4 protein-coding genes are annotated in these 16,443 nt (G+C 48.6%); 2 read left to right on the top strand and 2 right to left on the bottom strand.

Going from position 1 to position 16,443, the window contains the following annotated elements; genetic code table 11:
* Nucleotides 1-2: 2 nt before the first annotated feature.
* Entirely contained in the window at nucleotides 3-1,820 is a 1,818-nt protein-coding gene (locus BLR32_RS08175; protein WP_089830481.1) for a TauD/TfdA family dioxygenase, read from the top strand.
* A 15-nt stretch (nucleotides 1,821-1,835) separates the two neighbouring features.
* A complete protein-coding gene (locus BLR32_RS08170) occupies nucleotides 1,836-8,489 on the top strand; it encodes a non-ribosomal peptide synthetase (RefSeq protein ID WP_089830479.1) in 6,654 nt (2,217 codons plus the stop codon).
* On the opposite strand, the gene BLR32_RS08165 is transcribed toward BLR32_RS08170, so the two are convergent.
* Together BLR32_RS08165 and BLR32_RS08160 are read right to left on the bottom strand one after the other, a co-directional pair.
* On the bottom strand, nucleotides 8,464-10,203 hold the full coding sequence (locus BLR32_RS08165) for a carbamoyltransferase family protein (protein ID WP_089830477.1): 1,740 nt from the start codon (nucleotides 10,201-10,203) through the stop codon (nucleotides 8,464-8,466). The genes BLR32_RS08170 and BLR32_RS08165 overlap by 26 nt on opposite strands.
* A complete protein-coding gene (locus BLR32_RS08160; RefSeq protein WP_089830475.1) occupies nucleotides 10,203-16,442 on the bottom strand; it encodes a type I polyketide synthase in 6,240 nt (2,079 codons plus the stop codon). The genes BLR32_RS08165 and BLR32_RS08160 overlap by 1 nt, the downstream gene beginning before the upstream one ends.
* Between the last annotated feature and the right edge of the window lies 1 nt (nucleotide 16,443).

Raw genomic sequence — 16,443 nt, 5'->3', positions numbered from 1 at the left:
ATATGAAAAACCAGGATATTTTACAGTCATTGAAGCGTACGGTACCCCGTCCTGTTCAGCAGGATAAGCCGGTACGCCCCGAGATTGTACGCGGTAATGAGCATGGTACCCCATATGTGTTGCTGAACGCCGGTAATGGGGACTTACAACTGAAGGAATGGTTACAGGGCAATAGAGCGCAGGTGGATAAGCTATACAAGGAATATGGCGCCATTCTTTTCCGTGGATTTGTCATTGGCGATGAAGACGATTTCCAGCAGATCTGTCAGTTATATGCTACCCGTATGCTGGATTATGCGGAGCCGTCTACTCCTCGCACTAAGGTGGGCGACAAAGTATATACCTCTACAGAATATCCGAAAGAAAGGTCGATTCCCTTTCATAATGAGCATTCCTACACCAGTACCTGGCCGGGGAAGATATGGTTCTATTGCAAGGAAAGTGCAGCTACAGGTGGCGAGACGCCTATTGCCGATTCAGCCCTTGTATACAGGCTGATACCCGCAGCTGTCAGGAAAAGATTTGAAAGGTCAGGTGTGCGGTATGTGCGCACTTTTCATAAAGACATAGACCTGAGCTGGCAGAAGGTATTTGGTACCGATAGCCGGGAGGAAGTAAAGCAATACTGTGAGCAAAGAGGCATGAGCTTCCAATGGAAAGATAATGATGTATTACAGACCAGTTATACCGCACAAGCGATAGCCGTGCACCCGGTGACAAGAGAAAAGGTCTGGTTTAACCAGGCTCACTTGTTTAATCTCATGAACCTTGATGAAGAGACACGCTCTTCCCTGGTGAGTTTACTGGGTGAGGAGAATGTGCCCAGGAACAGTTTCCTGGGAGATGGTACAGCCATAACCAGGAATGATTTTAACGCCGTGATGACTGCCTATGATGAAGCGGGAATAGTATTCCCCTGGGAAAGTGGAGATGTGCTCTTACTGGATAATATGCGGTTTGCGCATAGCAGAAAGCCCTTTACAGGGAACCGTAAGGTACTGGTAGCCATGTCTGACCCGATTGATGGTACAGCGAGTGTGGTAGGGAATACCCGCCGTAATACCGCTGCCTTCTTCAGTAAAAAGGAACGCCCGCAAACAATCCCCTGGCTGCGTTACCGGCTGGCAGCCTTGTATCGGATACTGGCCATGGAGAAACTGGATGAGGGTATCAGCGGACATATTTCCATGAAGGTGCCGGGCAGGGACGATGCTTTCTGGGTGAATCCCTTCGGGCTTTTCTTTGAAGAGGTTACTCCGGATAACCTGATCACTGTAGATGGAAAGGGAGATGTGCTGGAAGGAGATCATCCGGTGAATGTGGCGGGCTTCTGTATCCATGCTGCCCTGCACCAGGGGCGGCCGGATACGCATTGTATTGTGCATACGCATTCGCCGAATGCAACCTTGTATGCCTCTCTCGCTAAGCAGATACAACCTGTGAACCAGACAAGCTGTATGTTCTTTGAAGACCATGCATTGTATGATGAATATAATGGCCCGGTGTTATCTCTGTCCGAAGGACAACAACTGGTAACTGCCGCTGGTGGCAATCATACATTGCTGCTACGTAATCACGGTACCCTTACTATGGCGGCGGAACTGGAAACAGCAGCCATCCTCATGATTGCGGCAGAGCAGGCATGTGAAGCGAATCTTATGGCCATGCATACCGGCAATGTTAAATTGGTTGATCCCGACGTGGCCAGGCTTACTCGGCAGTGGATCGCGAATCCACTGGGCCTGCAGATAGAATTTGATGCCTATATGCGAAAGGCAGAACGGTTTTACCCCGACCTGATCCAATATAAACCGCTTTAATAAACAACTGATACCATGAACACAGCGTTTGCTTACAGGTTATCCTCCCAGCAACAATCCCTGCTTCTTTTGCAGCATGACCTTTTTTATAACAGGCTGGCATTCTCATTGCCAGGGCGTTTCACCCTGAAAGAGGTGGAGCTTTCCATTGTGCGATTGCTGGACTGTTATGAAGCGTTTAAGCTGTTTGTTCATGAAAGTGAGCAGGGAGAATGGTTGCAGTCCGCCGCAAAGGAGGTCACCATCTCCTTTTCCGGTGATCTGTCCCTGCCCGGAGAAATGGAGAAGGTCAGCGCGGCAGACCCGGTGGTACGTGTGTTCCTGCAGCAGGGTGATGACGAAATAAAGGTGACGATGCTGGTAAATCCCCTGGTAGCCGATATCAGCAGTCTGTATATCATACAGCAGCAGCTCATTGAAATACTTAGCAAAGGCATAACACCTGAAGAAGAAATAGGCTACCTGCAATACGCGGAATGGCAGCATCAGTTGCGGGAGAGTGAAGACCTGACCGAGCCATCTGCCTTCTGGAATGCACAGTATAAAGGCGTACAGCCTGTATTACATAATGAGCTGAAATATAGTGGTCACCAGCAGGCAGCTGCAATAAGCACTATTGTATTGCCGGCTGAACTGAGCGACCATATCGGGGATGAAGAAAGTATCTTCTTTGCAGGCTTCCTTGATATGTTGCGGTTGCTGACAGACACTGAGTCGTTCATCATAGGTGTAGAATGTCACGGAAGGGAATTTGATGAACTGAAAAATACGATTGGTCTGTTGAGTAAAGTATTGCCTTGTATCTACAGCCCTTCAGTGGTAGCAACAGACATCCTGCACAATATGCAGCTTTTCCAGTTCTATCATGCGGCAGAACAGGTGTTTGATTACCAGTTTGCTTACCTGTCGGTGAACAGTGCCGCAGAAGGATTGCAATGGTTGCAGGGTAGAAAGCTAAAGTGCCAGGTGATCAATGATGATGCGGGCATACAAATAGTATTCCTCTATCATCCGGGTTATTTCAGACTCGAGGATATCCGGCAGATGCAGGAGCTGTATATCGCCTTGTTGAGTGAACGTACGGGAGGAAAGGGCCAGCTCCATCGTTTCCGTACATCATTTGCAGAGACGGTCTGCGGGGCAGGCGCAAAAACGGAAAGCCGGTTCTTACACATTGCAGATGCGTGTAAGGCCGTTGCATTGCAATTCCCCGAGCGTACTGCCGTGCGTAGTCTTTCGGGTAGTCTTAGTTACAAGGAACTGGACGATTATTCAGATAAAGCAGCAGCTGTATTGACGGATCATTATGGTGTTGGCGCAGGCGACTTTGTTGGTGTCATGATGCCGGAAGATCACTGGCTGCCTGTGGCCTTACTGGCAGTCATGAAAGTTGGTGCAGCGTATGTGCCAATAGATGCGGGCAATCCGGCTGCCCGGATTCAGCAGATCCTGTCAGACGCCTCGCTGCGATGCCTGCTGATCAATGAAGAACAACCTGACTATCATATACAGGCAATCCGCTTTAAACAACTCTGGAAACAACAGGATCTGTTGTTTGTGTCCCCTTCCTTTAACGGCGACGAAACCGCCTGTATGATCTATACCTCAGGCACTACCGGTACGCCAAAGGGTGTGATGGTGAGCGGTAATAACCTGCTGCATTATACTGAGTGGCTGCGAGATACATTTCAGCTGACACCCGATGATCAGAGTATCCTGCAGGCATCCTATGCGTATGACCTGGGGTATACCAGTCTCTGGGGATGTCTGAGCACGGGTGCAGCAGTGCACATCATTCCTGCGGAGAAGAGACAGGATGCGGATTGGATGATCTCCTATATCTGTGAGCAGAAGATCACTTTCCTGAAACTGACACCTTCTATCTGTTATCTGCTCCTGCAGGCGGAAAATATCGCGACATTAAAAGACTCCTCCCTGCGCCTGGTATTTTCAGGCGGAGAGAAAATAGATATGGCAGGTATACAACGCTTTGCAACGATAAAGTCGGATATCCAGTTCGTCAATCACTATGGGCCAACAGAAACTACTATTGGCACCTTGTATCAATCTGTAAGCCTGCCTGATTTTGCTGCTAAACCTGTGGTGGGTAAACCGATCAATGGTAATGAAGTCTATATCCTAAATGAGGCCGGTGAGTTTTGTGTGCCCGGTGAAAAGGGTGAGATACTGATAGCAGGGAAAGGCCTGACCAAAGGATACTTCAACCGTGAAACCCTGAATGAGGAAAAGTTCAACGAAATCTTGCTGAATGGCAGAACGCTGCGCGTATATCATTCCGGCGACATAGGATACTGGATGGCGGATGGTACGGTGTGCCTGGAAGGAAGAAAGGACAATCAGGTAAAGATCCACGGCCACAGGGTAGAGCTGGGAGAGATCCGGAAGGCATTACAATACCCGGGAGTAAACGAAGTCTACCTCCGCCTGATACCATCCCGTTCATTCGGGGAGGAGCTGGTATGTTATTACCTGTCGGACAAAGAGGTGGATCAGCAGGCTTTGCGTAAAGATTTGCTGAAGGTGTTGCCCGAATATATGATACCCGCATTCTTTATCCGCCTGGACAAGCTACCGCTTACAGCAAACGGTAAGGTAGATGAGAGCAGGTTCCCTGATCCCTATCTGTACCTGGAGAAAAAGGTGGGAGGCGATGAGCAGCTGAATGCTGCAGAGAGTATTATTGCCGGAATATGGTCGGAGGTCTTGGGCCTCCATGTTCATGCCAACAGCGATTTCTTTGCTTCAGGAGGAGACTCTATCAAAGCTATACAGATAGTGGCAAAATTGAACAGAAAGGGCCTGAATTGCCAGTTGCCCGATATCTTTAACTATACCACCGTCAGTGCCCTGGCCGCCCATTTACAGCCGGAAAAGCCTGTTGTTAACCACTACCGCCTTTTACCCATGCAGGAAGCCATGTACTATCATTACAAGGCATTCCCTGCATCTGCTGCCAATTACATTATCAGGCAATTCCGTATTACGGGAGAGTTTCAGCCGGCATTGATGAAGAAGGCAATCGACAGTGCGATACAACAGTTTGACATATTAAGGCTCCGCTTCTTCACAGGAGAGGATCACTACTTCTACTGCACCATCAGTAATGATGCTGCTTCGCCGGTAGAGATCACAAAAAGCGATGATGTAGCGGCTACTAAACAGAAATGGTTAGCCGAAGGATTTGACCTGTCGGCAGGCCCTGTCCTGAAGGTGAAAATAATCCTGCAGCCGGAAGATGCACAGCTCTTACTGGCATATCATCATATCATTATGGACGGATGGTGCTTCCAGCTGATCATACAGCAGATAATGGCCTGTTATGAGGCCTTGTGTAAGGGCTGGGAACATACCTGGAGAAAGTATACTTCCTTTACGAAATACCTCGACTGGATGCAGGGGAAAGATCCTGTAGCTTCCCGTGCATTCTGGGGCAGTTATCTGCAGGGATACGATACACTGGCTGCAATACCGGCTACAGGCACTCAGCATACGACCTATGATGCGGGAGAGTATGCACTGATACTTTCCGCCGGACTGACAGCAGAGATAGGTGCGCTGTGCTCGCGATTGAAGTTAACACCCAGCACTTTTATGCAGGTAGCCTGGGGCATTTTGTTGGGCAATTACAATAATACCAACGACGTTGTATTTGGTGTAACGGTGGCTGGCAGACCCTATGAAATAGAAGGTTTTGAAGACTTATTGGGTCTCTTCATCAACACATTGCCTGTACGCATCCGCTGGGAGGGACAAAGTATCGCATCACTGTTAGCAACAATAAGGAATTACTTCTTCGATATCCAGCAACATCAATACCTTTCACTTGCTGAAATACAGGCTTGCTCCGTGCTGAAAAAAGACCTGCTGGACCATGTGCTGGTATTTGAAAATTACCCGCTGGGTGAGATGGAAGAAGCCATGGCTAATACGAATATATCTGTAGTTGCTGAGAATGGTGCGGCGCAGGTGGGATATCCACTGGCTGTAGTAGTATATCCCGGGGAGACCTGTGTGATCAATTTTATGTATGACAGGAACAGGTATACAGATGAGAGCATTATGAAGACAGGCGACTGCCTTGTACAGGTATTACAACAGATGGTAGAGGATCCTGAAAGCAAGGTAGTCCATCTCGACATTGTGCCTGAGCAGGAAAGGCTGGAATTACTGAAAGCAGGGGAACCTTATGGCAGTTATAATCCCGCACTTAACATCATTACGGCTATTGAAACGGTGGCCGGCACCTATCCTCAAAAGACAGCTTTGGAAGATCAGTACCGGACGCTTTCCTATGCGGATATGCAGTTGCAGGTACAGCGACTGGCAGGTTGGCTGATAAGCAAGCATAATATCCACAAGGGCGATCATGTGCTGGTCTGTCTTCCACCTTCTGTGGAATTGATCATAGCGATGCTGGCGGTGTTGAAAGCAGGGGCGACATACGTTCCTGTGGATGTGGAATACCCGGAAGACAGGAAAATGTATATCGCTGCCGACAGTGAAGCGAAAGCCATGATCACAAACCGGGCTTTCTCAACTGCATTGACCGGCGTACCATTGATCCTGATGGAGGATGTGCCGGCTATGGTACTGGCTATAAAGATGCCGGTCATCAGCGGAGAGGATATCGCCTACATCATTTACACCTCCGGTTCAACAGGTAAACCTAAAGGCTGCCAGGTAAAACATAGTAATTTACAACACCTGTTCCTCCAGCAGGAGCCATGGTTGTCATTTTCCGCCACAGATAAATGGATCATGGCGCATTCCGCTGCCTTTGACTTTTCCGTATGGGAAATGTATGGCGCATTGGTAAACGGTGGATCGCTCTACATACCTGACCGTGACCAGGTGAGAGATGCAGGTATGTTCTGTCGCCTGCTGGAAGACAAAGGGATCACTATTCTGAACCAGACACCCTCTTCGTTCTACGGACTGCTGGATGTTATCAATATCCGTAATCTCCGTATGGTTATATTTGGCGGAGACGTGCTGGATTTTACGAAACTGCGCAGGTGGCTGGATATCCCGGGACATGAGCAGGTGGCTTTGTTTAACCTGTATGGTATAACGGAAACAACGGTACATGTTACCTGGCACAGGATCACAGACGAAGAGATCTTACATGCAGGGCCTTGTTCCTATATCGGTACGCCATTGCCGGGAGCATCTGTATACATCATGAATAAGCAGCTGCGGCTATGTCCTGAGGGCGTTTTCGGAGAGATCTGCGTGGGAGGAGACGGCGTATCAGCAGGATATTATAACAATCGTGAACTAACGGATCTTAAGTTCATTACCCATCCTCTTAATGACGAAGGGAAACTGTACAGGAGTGGGGATACTGGTCGCTGGTTGCCAGGCGGAGTACTGGAGTTTGGCGGCAGGATAGATGATCAGGTGAAAGTGCGTGGTTTCCGTATAGAGCCGGGAGAGATCGTCTGCCGTTTACAGGAACATCCTGCTATCAGGCAGGCCTGTGTGATACCGGTGAATGTGACGGGAACAACGGCGCTGGCGGCCTACATAATATTTAAGGGTGAGCCGCTGTCTGTAAAAGAGCTTCGCTCATTCCTGGCATCGATGCTTCCTGCTCATTTTATTCCACAGTATTTTATTCCGCTTGACACCTTACCATTGACTGCCAACGGTAAAGTGGATAAGCGGAAGCTGCCGCCGCCTGTGGTCACTGCTATTGTTACAGCCAGTGACGACGAAATAGAACGATACCTCATGGAGTTATGGAGTAAGGAACTGGGACAGGCCGTTTCCCTTCAGGATAATTTCTTCGAATGCGGTGGTCACAGCCTGATGTCATTCCGTATTATCAGTGCGGTACAGGCGAAATTCAATGTGAAACTACCAGTGATACAGTTGTACCACGATCCGGTGCTGAAAGACTTCGCAGCATGTATCAGGCAATATATGACGGGGATGGATCAACAGGTGGAGGCCGACTATGTAGTATTGAAAGAGGGGCCTGCGGATAAGACATTGTTTTTCTTCCCGCCTGCCGTCGGTTATGCCATTGGTTTCGGTAAACTGGCGGAACAGCTGGATGGTTATCGTGTGATCGGTATTAACTTCATTGAAGAAGATACTATTGCAAAAATGGTGGCCATTGTACAGCAACTACAACCAGTAGGACCGTTGGTATTCTGTGGTTTCTCCGCAGGAGGAAGTCTGAGTTATCATGTAGCACAGGCACTGGAGAAAACAGGAAGAGAGGTCGGCGCGCTGGTGTTCCTGGACACAAGAAGATTCCATACAGCAGAGCCGCTGGAAGAAAGAATGATTAAACAGATCGCTAATGATTACCTGGATGATCCCAGAGCGAAGGCTGTGATCAGCTCTCCGGAAATGGCCGCCATCATGCGTCGCCGTATTGAGGCTTCTACACGCTTCATTCATCAGCTGGTAGACGAGGGAATGGTACATGCTGATATATTTTACATCAGCTCCGAAGAGAACAGTAACAATGCAGCACGCTGGTTTGCCTGGGAAGAAGTAACTACAGGCAGGGTGGTGGTGCATAAAGGAAAAGGTCCCCATGTATCCATGCTTGATCGCGAACATCTGCCGCAGAACTCACAGGTATACATTGAGATCCTTGATGAAATATTTACTTCTCTATCATATAGTCATTGACAACCAGTACATCCAGTCCTGTAGTGTAGAACATGCCGATGGCATCTTCCAGTGAATGCAGAATAGGTTTGCCCATTATATTTAGACTGGTGTTGAGTACAATGGGGACGCCTGTAATATCATAAAATGATTTGATTAGTTTATAGTAAGACGCATTCCATTCTTTTTTAACTGTCTGCAGCCTGCCGGTATGATTGGCGTGGACTACCGCAGGGACTTTGCTCTTCACTTCCTTCTTAAAGATGAGTGTCCGCTCCATATACGGCGTCTCTTCATAATTCTCAAAGTAAGTGTCTCCAAATTCGTGTAAGATAGACGGTGCAAAGGGACGGAATTCTTCCCTGAACTTCACCATAGAGTTGATCTTGTTCTTCATGTCTTCCGGTCTGGGGTCGGCCAGGATGCTGCGATTGCCCAGTGAACGCGGACCAAATTCCGCTCTTCCCTGTACCCAGGCTACCAGTTTACCCTCAGCCAGTTTTGCCGCTGTTTCCTTATGTATACTGAGGGGGAGATGACGGATATTGCTGACCCTTCCCAATTGCAGCATGCGTTTGATGGCTTCTTCCTGGATAGCGGAACCCAGATAAGGTGTAAAGAAAGACTTACTGCCCAGTTTAAGCGCAGGATTGTCTTCTTTCAATGCAAGCATGGCCGCGCCGATGGAATTACCATCATCAGCGGGGGCAGAAGGCACGAATAGTTTACTGAAGCCTGTGGTGCTGGTCACTGTTCCGTTAAAGGAAGAATTGAGTCCGCAGCCACCGCCAATAACGAGGTTCGGCGAGAGCTTCAGTGCTTCCACATCTTTCAGCATCGCGGTGGTCAGTTCAGCAAAGCAGGTCTGTCCGGTGAATGCCAGGTCTGCCGCCGTCCATGGATCGCTGTCAGGCGCACGTTTAAATGCTTCCAGCTCTTTCAATATAGCGATGATCCTTTCTACAGGAGGATAGTGCAGTCGCAGGTTTTCATAACGACATAATTCTTTTATGAGTTGATATGCCTCCGGGATGATTTTGCCGTAAGGCGCCAGTCCCATTACTTTCCATTCCTCACCGGTGAACCAGTCAAAGCCACACAGGGTAGTGATCATTTCATACAGCCAACCCAGACTTTGAGGTCCTTTATGTAATCTGATCTCTTTCAGTTTGTCATGCTCATAATGGTAAATGGAGATGGAACCACCTTCCCCGTATCCGTCTATTACTGCACAGGCAGCATTTTCGTAAGGACTGCTATAACAGGCGTAAGCCGCATGAGCAAGATGGTGAGAATAACTCCGGAAGCTTGCCCTGCTTTCAGGAAAGTGTTGCTGTAAGGCGAGCAAAATACCTGTGCCCGCATTTTTCTGGTACTGATGCTGCAGCTTGAGGATGGTGTAAATGGAGGCCTTGGAGAAGATATACCTCGAGGGCAGTTGTAAGAGGGGATTCGTCAGGCTCTTTTCTGAGAAGAAGCCCAGTCTTTCGAGTCTGTCCAGGAACTGTAGATAGTCCTGGCTCCAGGAAGTAGCCACTACAAAGGAGGCGCCTCTCTTACAGTATTTTTTCAGCGTACGGCCAATATCGAAGTTGTCGGCCGGACAACTCAGGCCCCGTTTGTATTGCAGTTTCCGTTCTGTCGCTTCTGCGAATAAGACCTCGCCCTGATTGTTCATAATGGCAATAGAGGAGTCATGGAATGTATTTGAAAGACCGATGTAGTATGTTTCCATTACACTTTATATTCATTTAGGATGTTTGCGATTTCCTCATCAGAGATCATGCTGATCTCAGCAATCAGCAGGTCTTCATGATCAACGGCGGTTTTATTGATGGCTGAGAAAAGATAGCCGGACAGGGCAGCGATAGTTGGGTACTGGAAGAAGTGCGATATGGGGATGGTGATACCAGTAACGGCCACCAGCTTATTTTTAAGGCTACTGAGCATGATGGAGTCAAACCCTGTTTCAAAATAAGGCCGGTCTGTTATCAGGGCTTCATCAGGAGCCAATCCTAATACCTCTTTGGCAAGTTCTTTTACCAACTCCAGCATGCCTTCCTTATCTCCGGGCAATACAGCCGCTTTTTGCGCCATATCTTCCTCAGGCGACATGGTTATCCATCCGGCAGGTAGATAGGGCTGTAACCAGTCTGGAAATGCCTGTCCGGGGGTAATGTTCAATGCTGCATATACTGCGCCATGGGTATTTATCAGTGATTCCATCAGCCGGATGCCTTCCCTGCTTTCAAAAGGCCGAACGCCCAGTTGTTCAAAATGGGAAGTAAGCGATGCTGCCATGGCAGAATGTTTCCATGGTCCCCAGCAGATGCTGACACAGGGCAGTTGTTGTGCTTTACGCAATCTTGCCAGTGTATTCAGCAGGTAATTGGCGGCGCCATAGTTGGTTTGTCCGGCGTTACCGGTAAGAGATACAGTAGAGGAGAACAATACAAAGAAGTCTGGCTGCCATTGCTGACTTAACTGATGCAGTTCCCAGGCATGCTGTACTTTACCCTCAAATACGGATGTGAAACTTTCAGCAGTATGTGATACCAGTAGTTTATCATTGATCGATCCTGCGGTATGAATAATGCCTTTGATGCTGGTAATTCCCGCGGCCAGCAGCCGCTGTTGTAATGGTTCACCTGCATTCATCCGGAGATAAGTGATCCTGCAGCCTTGCTGCTCCCACTGAGAAGACAAGATCTCTTTCAATGGGCCCCTGCCGGTGATGACAATATGCCGGGCGCCTTTCTGTATGAGCCATTGTACGACCAATGCGCCCAGACTGCCAAAGCCGCCGGTGACGAGGTAAGTGTTCTCTTTCTGAATGGACAGCGCCGTTGTCTTTTGATGGAGTGGCTGTTCTTCCAGTGCGGGGATGAACCATTTTCCATCCCTGATCACGAATTGTAATCCCGTGGCAGGTAGTTGTCCGATAAGCGACAAGGCGGAATCATATTCGTTGGCACTGATATCTATGATATGCAGCTGTACATGTTCAAGTTCGTGTTTCAGGGAAATAAAGAATCCCCATAGCATACTGCTTTGCAGATTGACGGCCGCATGATGCTGGTGTACATTGTTGGTAACGATGATTAACCGTTCGCAGGAAGCCAGCCGGATCTTTTCCGTCAGGCTAACAATGTATAACAGCTCCTGCTGATCAATGATAGTTGTATCTGCATCAAACTGATTGGAGATGTAACATACCGTCATGTCCGGGCTTATGTCGGGTATTGCTGTAACAGGGGCGATAGTAGTCTCCATGCCGGTCTCCCGGAGTTGTTGTTGCCAGCGTCCCGCCACTTCCTGCTGCTGATCATAAAGGATCAAATGTATGTTGATACCGGCTGCTCCTTCAGGCTGGACCTGCTTATAAACCAGTTCAGAAATGGTGTTTTCCGTTGTATCAGCATGTGTAATCAGTTTTCCTTGTCCGGCCACAAATAATGGCATCCAGTATTTCCTGCGCTGGAAAGGATATGGCGCCATGGCCAGATGTTGTAGATGATAACCGTTCTCTCCTTGTTTCCAGTCTACCCGTATACCATGCCTTTGCAGGATGGCCAGGCTTTCCAGGAACTGGGTAACAGCAGACTTGCCTCTTCTTAAGGAAGGCACAGCCTCCATAGATGGTAATTGCAGGTTGCTGACCATATTCGTCAATACCGGCTGAGGGCCTGGTTCCAGGCATAGGGTACATCCTGACTGCTGTAACGCATGAATGGAATCATTATACCTCACCGCCTGCAACATATGTTTTGACCAGTAAGCCGGATCCTGTTGTTGCGCTTCACTCAAAATCTGCCCGGTAATATTGGATATGACGGGAATAGTAGCCTGTCCACGCCGGATCTTTTCCGACGTCTGCATCAATGCTTCCGCTGCGGGATCCATTAAGGGAGAGTGGAATGCATGCGATACATTCAGCGGTGAACCCGCAATATCTTTCAGGTTGTTCTTCAGTTGCTGTAGCTGATCTGCCTTTCCTGATACAACTGTCTGTTGTGGTGCATTTACACAGGCAATATATAGGTCAAGCCCAAGCGTCTTTATCAGTTCCCTGGCCTTTGCTTCTGAAACGTTCAGTGACATCATGCCAGTACCTGCCGGTAATTCCTGCATAAGCCTCGCTCTGTCAGTAATCAGCATAATAGCGTCTTCCAGGTTCAGTAATCCTGCCACACACCATGCTACGAATTCTCCTATGCTATGCCCCATTACTATCGCAGGTGTGATGCCGAAACTCTTATACAGGGCAGATAAGGCATAAGACAAACAAAAGAGCGCCGGTTGTGTAAAGCGTGTCTGGTCGATCCGCTTATCAGGATCTTCTTTAAAGAGGATATCTGACAGGGAAATACCGTTATTGTACTGGCTATATAGCTGGCTGCATGCATCTATTGCCTGTCGGAAAACAGGGTAATATTCATACAGCTCCTTTCCCATACCGGTGTATTGTGAACCCTGTCCGGTAAACTGGAACCCGATAGTATGTTTGACCTGCTTACAGTACACCGCTTGTTCTTCAGAGAACTTAGCCAGTGCGGCAGCGAGATTATCCTTAGTGTTCGTTACACAATGCCAGTGATAAGATAAGAGGTTATTTCTCCTGTTGATATTGTAGCAGATGTCTCCGATGGCGTCTGTTGTGTGGATGAGATACTGCTGCAGATCGTGCACCATTTCCTTCAGCGCAGCTATGGAATGAGCAGATAAGGTACAGACATAACTGCCTTTGTCGGGAGAGGTGTGTCTGGTAGAGACAGGGGCCTCAATAATAGCATGTGCATTGGTGCCGCTGAAACCAAATGAACTTATACCCGCCATCCTTTTCTTATCCGCCGGCCAGCTCACTGCTTTGTCAACCACTTTTATTTTTAAGGTTTCCCAGGGTATCAATGGATTGGGACGATGAAAGTGAAGATTGCCGGGTATCTGTTGATGACGGAAAGACAACAATATCTTCATCAGTCCCGCGATACCGGCAGCAGATTCAAGGTGCCCGATATTGGATTTAAGGCTACCCGTCAGTAATGGCTGCTGTCTGTTACCCGTGCGGTAAGCTTGTTGCAAAGCTTCTATTTCCAATGGATCGCCCAGAGAAGTCCCTGTACCGTGCGCTTCCACATAGTCCACTTCTTCAGGTGTGATGCCTGCCATCTGGATAGCCTTGCTCACCAGCCGTTGCTGTGCCAGTCCGTTGGGTGCTGTAAGTCCATTACTTTTCCCGTCCTGGTTGATGGCTGAACTCCGGATGACACCCAATACAGCATCCCCGTTTTCCAGCGCGCTGGCCAGTGGTTTCAGTACAATCAGCGCACAACCTTCTCCGCGTCCATAACCATCTGCGGCTGCATCAAACGTCTTACATCTGCCATCGGGCGACAGGGCCTGTATCCTGGTCAGGGCCACCGTTGGTTCTGGCGCCAGCATCAGGTTCACACCACCGGCAATAGCCATGGAGCAGTCGCCGGACTGTAAGCTTTTACAGGCATAATGAATAGCCACGAGAGAAGAAGAGCAGGCGGTATTGATCACCATGGCAGGTCCGCTCAGATCGAAGAAGTAAGACAGCCTGCCTGCAGCTGTACTGGTGATCGTTCCCGTCAGGGAATAAGGATCTATGGCCTCCATATCATCCGAACAGATATGCGCCCGCATATAGTCGCTGTGACTCAGGCCAAGAAAAACACCTGTATCCGTATGCTGAATGGCGGGCAGCGGATAACCTGCATCCTGAAGAGCAAGGAAAGCCGTCTCCAGCAGCATACGTTGTTGTGGGTCGAGTGCAGCAGCTTCCTTAGGAGAAATACCAAAGAAGCCTGCATCAAACAGTTCCGGGTGATCCACAAAACTACCGGCAGCGAATGCCTGGTTGCCGTCCGGCATTTGCCATCGTTCTACCGGTATGGCGGTCACCGGGTCGACTCCTTTGATCAGCAATTCCCATAACTTTTCCGGATCATTGGCGCCGCCCGGGAATTTGCCAGCCATACCAATAATTGCTACCGGCTCAAACGCAGTCTGCCGGCTTACAATATGTTTCTCCTGTTTCACCGTCGCCAGGTGTTCTGCCAGGCGGTGAATGGTCGGATATTCAAATACGACCGTCGGACTCAAACTAAGCTGTGTAATATGATTGATCCTGTTGATCAGCTCTGTACCTTTCAGTGAGTCAAATCCCAGGTCGGTCAGCGGTACATCTGTCTGTATATCAGCGATGCCAAACAACGTTGTAATTTCCTGTTGTATGAGTTGTATATAAGTACTGTATTGGGATATTTTGTTTGCCGCCGGTGCCTTTTTCGAAAGATATTCTTCCGCCAGTTTTCTCCGCTGCAGTTTACCACTGGTCGTTTTCGGAATACGGCTTACAGGCACCACTGCTTTTACCACAAGACCGAAGTGTTTCATGATGGCCTTCCTGACCTGTTCTGCGACCGCTCCAAACTGCTGCTCTGAGCCCCTGTATTGTACAAAGATGATCAGCTCTTCACCGTTGTTATCATCCGGTACAGCCGCTGCCGCGGTTTTAGTCAATCCGAAGAGTTTTCCATCTTCTGCTTCCAGCACTCTTTCCAGGTCGTAAGGATAATAGTTTAACCCATTGATGATGATCATCTCTTTCTCACGTCCTGCGATGTACAGATTGCCCTCATGAATAAAGCCGGTATCTCCTGTTTTTAACCATCCATCGGCGGAGAAGGTATCCTTATCTTCCAGCTGATAATAACCGGAGGTAATACTCAGGCCTTTCAACTGGATATTACCTGTTCTGCCATCTGCCAGTGGCCTGTCATGCTTGTCGGCAATCCGCAGCTGCACATATTGCGATGCCTGTCCACAGGATACGAGGGTAATGGCCTGCGGCGATCCTTCCGGCACAAATTCAATGGTTCCCCCGTGTTGCAGGCTTAGCCTGTTTACAGTAACCGTTATAACAGGTTGGCAGGATGGATGGAAGGACGCCATCAATGTAGCTTCCGCCATACCATAAGCCGGCAGCATCACCTCGCTGCTGATGTGATGTGGCTTGAGTGCAGTAATGAATTGCTCAATCAAAGGATAGGAGATGCTTTCAGCCCCGTTATAAATGGATCTCAGGCAGCTGAGATCCCATTGTACTTCCTGCTTTTTACTCTCAAAATCCTGCAGGAAATATTTGTAACCGAAATTGGGAGAGTAGCCGATATTACCCCGGTGCTGATCAACTTTATGCATCCATATCATGGGGTGCCGGATGAACAGGGCAGTAGGGATCAGCACAAGGTTAAATCCAATCAGTAAGCTTTTAAAAAGACAACCTACCAGGCCCATATCATGTGTGAGTGGAAGCCAGGAGACGCCTGTTTCTCCTGCTTTCATATCCGCACTTTTTTTAATCGCGTCCACATTGCTCAGCACATTCATATGTGAGATCATAATGCCTTTTGGCTGTCCGGTGGAGCCGGATGAGAATTGCAGATAAGCAATGTCATGAGGGGATGCAGCATGAATGACGTGGGCAGGTTTGATGTCTGTTGTCCACTGTACTATATAAGGTTGAATGCCCTGCCACCATTGTGTATCGCTGCCTGCAAAGAATTGCTCAAGCCTGGACAGACTTTCGTTATCTGCAAACAGGAACGGACGTTTCATGATACGCCAGGCATTCCTGATCTTCTGTTTATGTTCATCCTGTGTACCCGTAGCCAGCGGTACGGCAATAATTCCGCCCAGTATACAAGCCAGGAAGGCGATGACGAACTTCCTGTTATCATCGGTCTGTATCAGTAATTCATCTCCCTTCTTTATGCCATGATGGGTAAAATGTCCCAGTAGTCCTTTGGCGGCATGAATCAGCTGCTCGTGGGTCAGTGTGTCTTCTTCAGCGATTCCTTTAACGAAAGTGATCTTTCTTTCAGTGAGATCCGGGCGGTTAAGGATAGCGGTATGTATGTCAGGGAATTGAATAAAGTGCTGCATG

The organism is Chitinophaga filiformis (genome assembly GCF_900102545.1).
GTDB classification, from domain to species: domain Bacteria; phylum Bacteroidota; class Bacteroidia; order Chitinophagales; family Chitinophagaceae; genus Chitinophaga; species Chitinophaga filiformis.
Note: the sequence above shows the minus strand (reverse complement) of the source record. Positions and strands in the feature narration are given on the sequence as shown.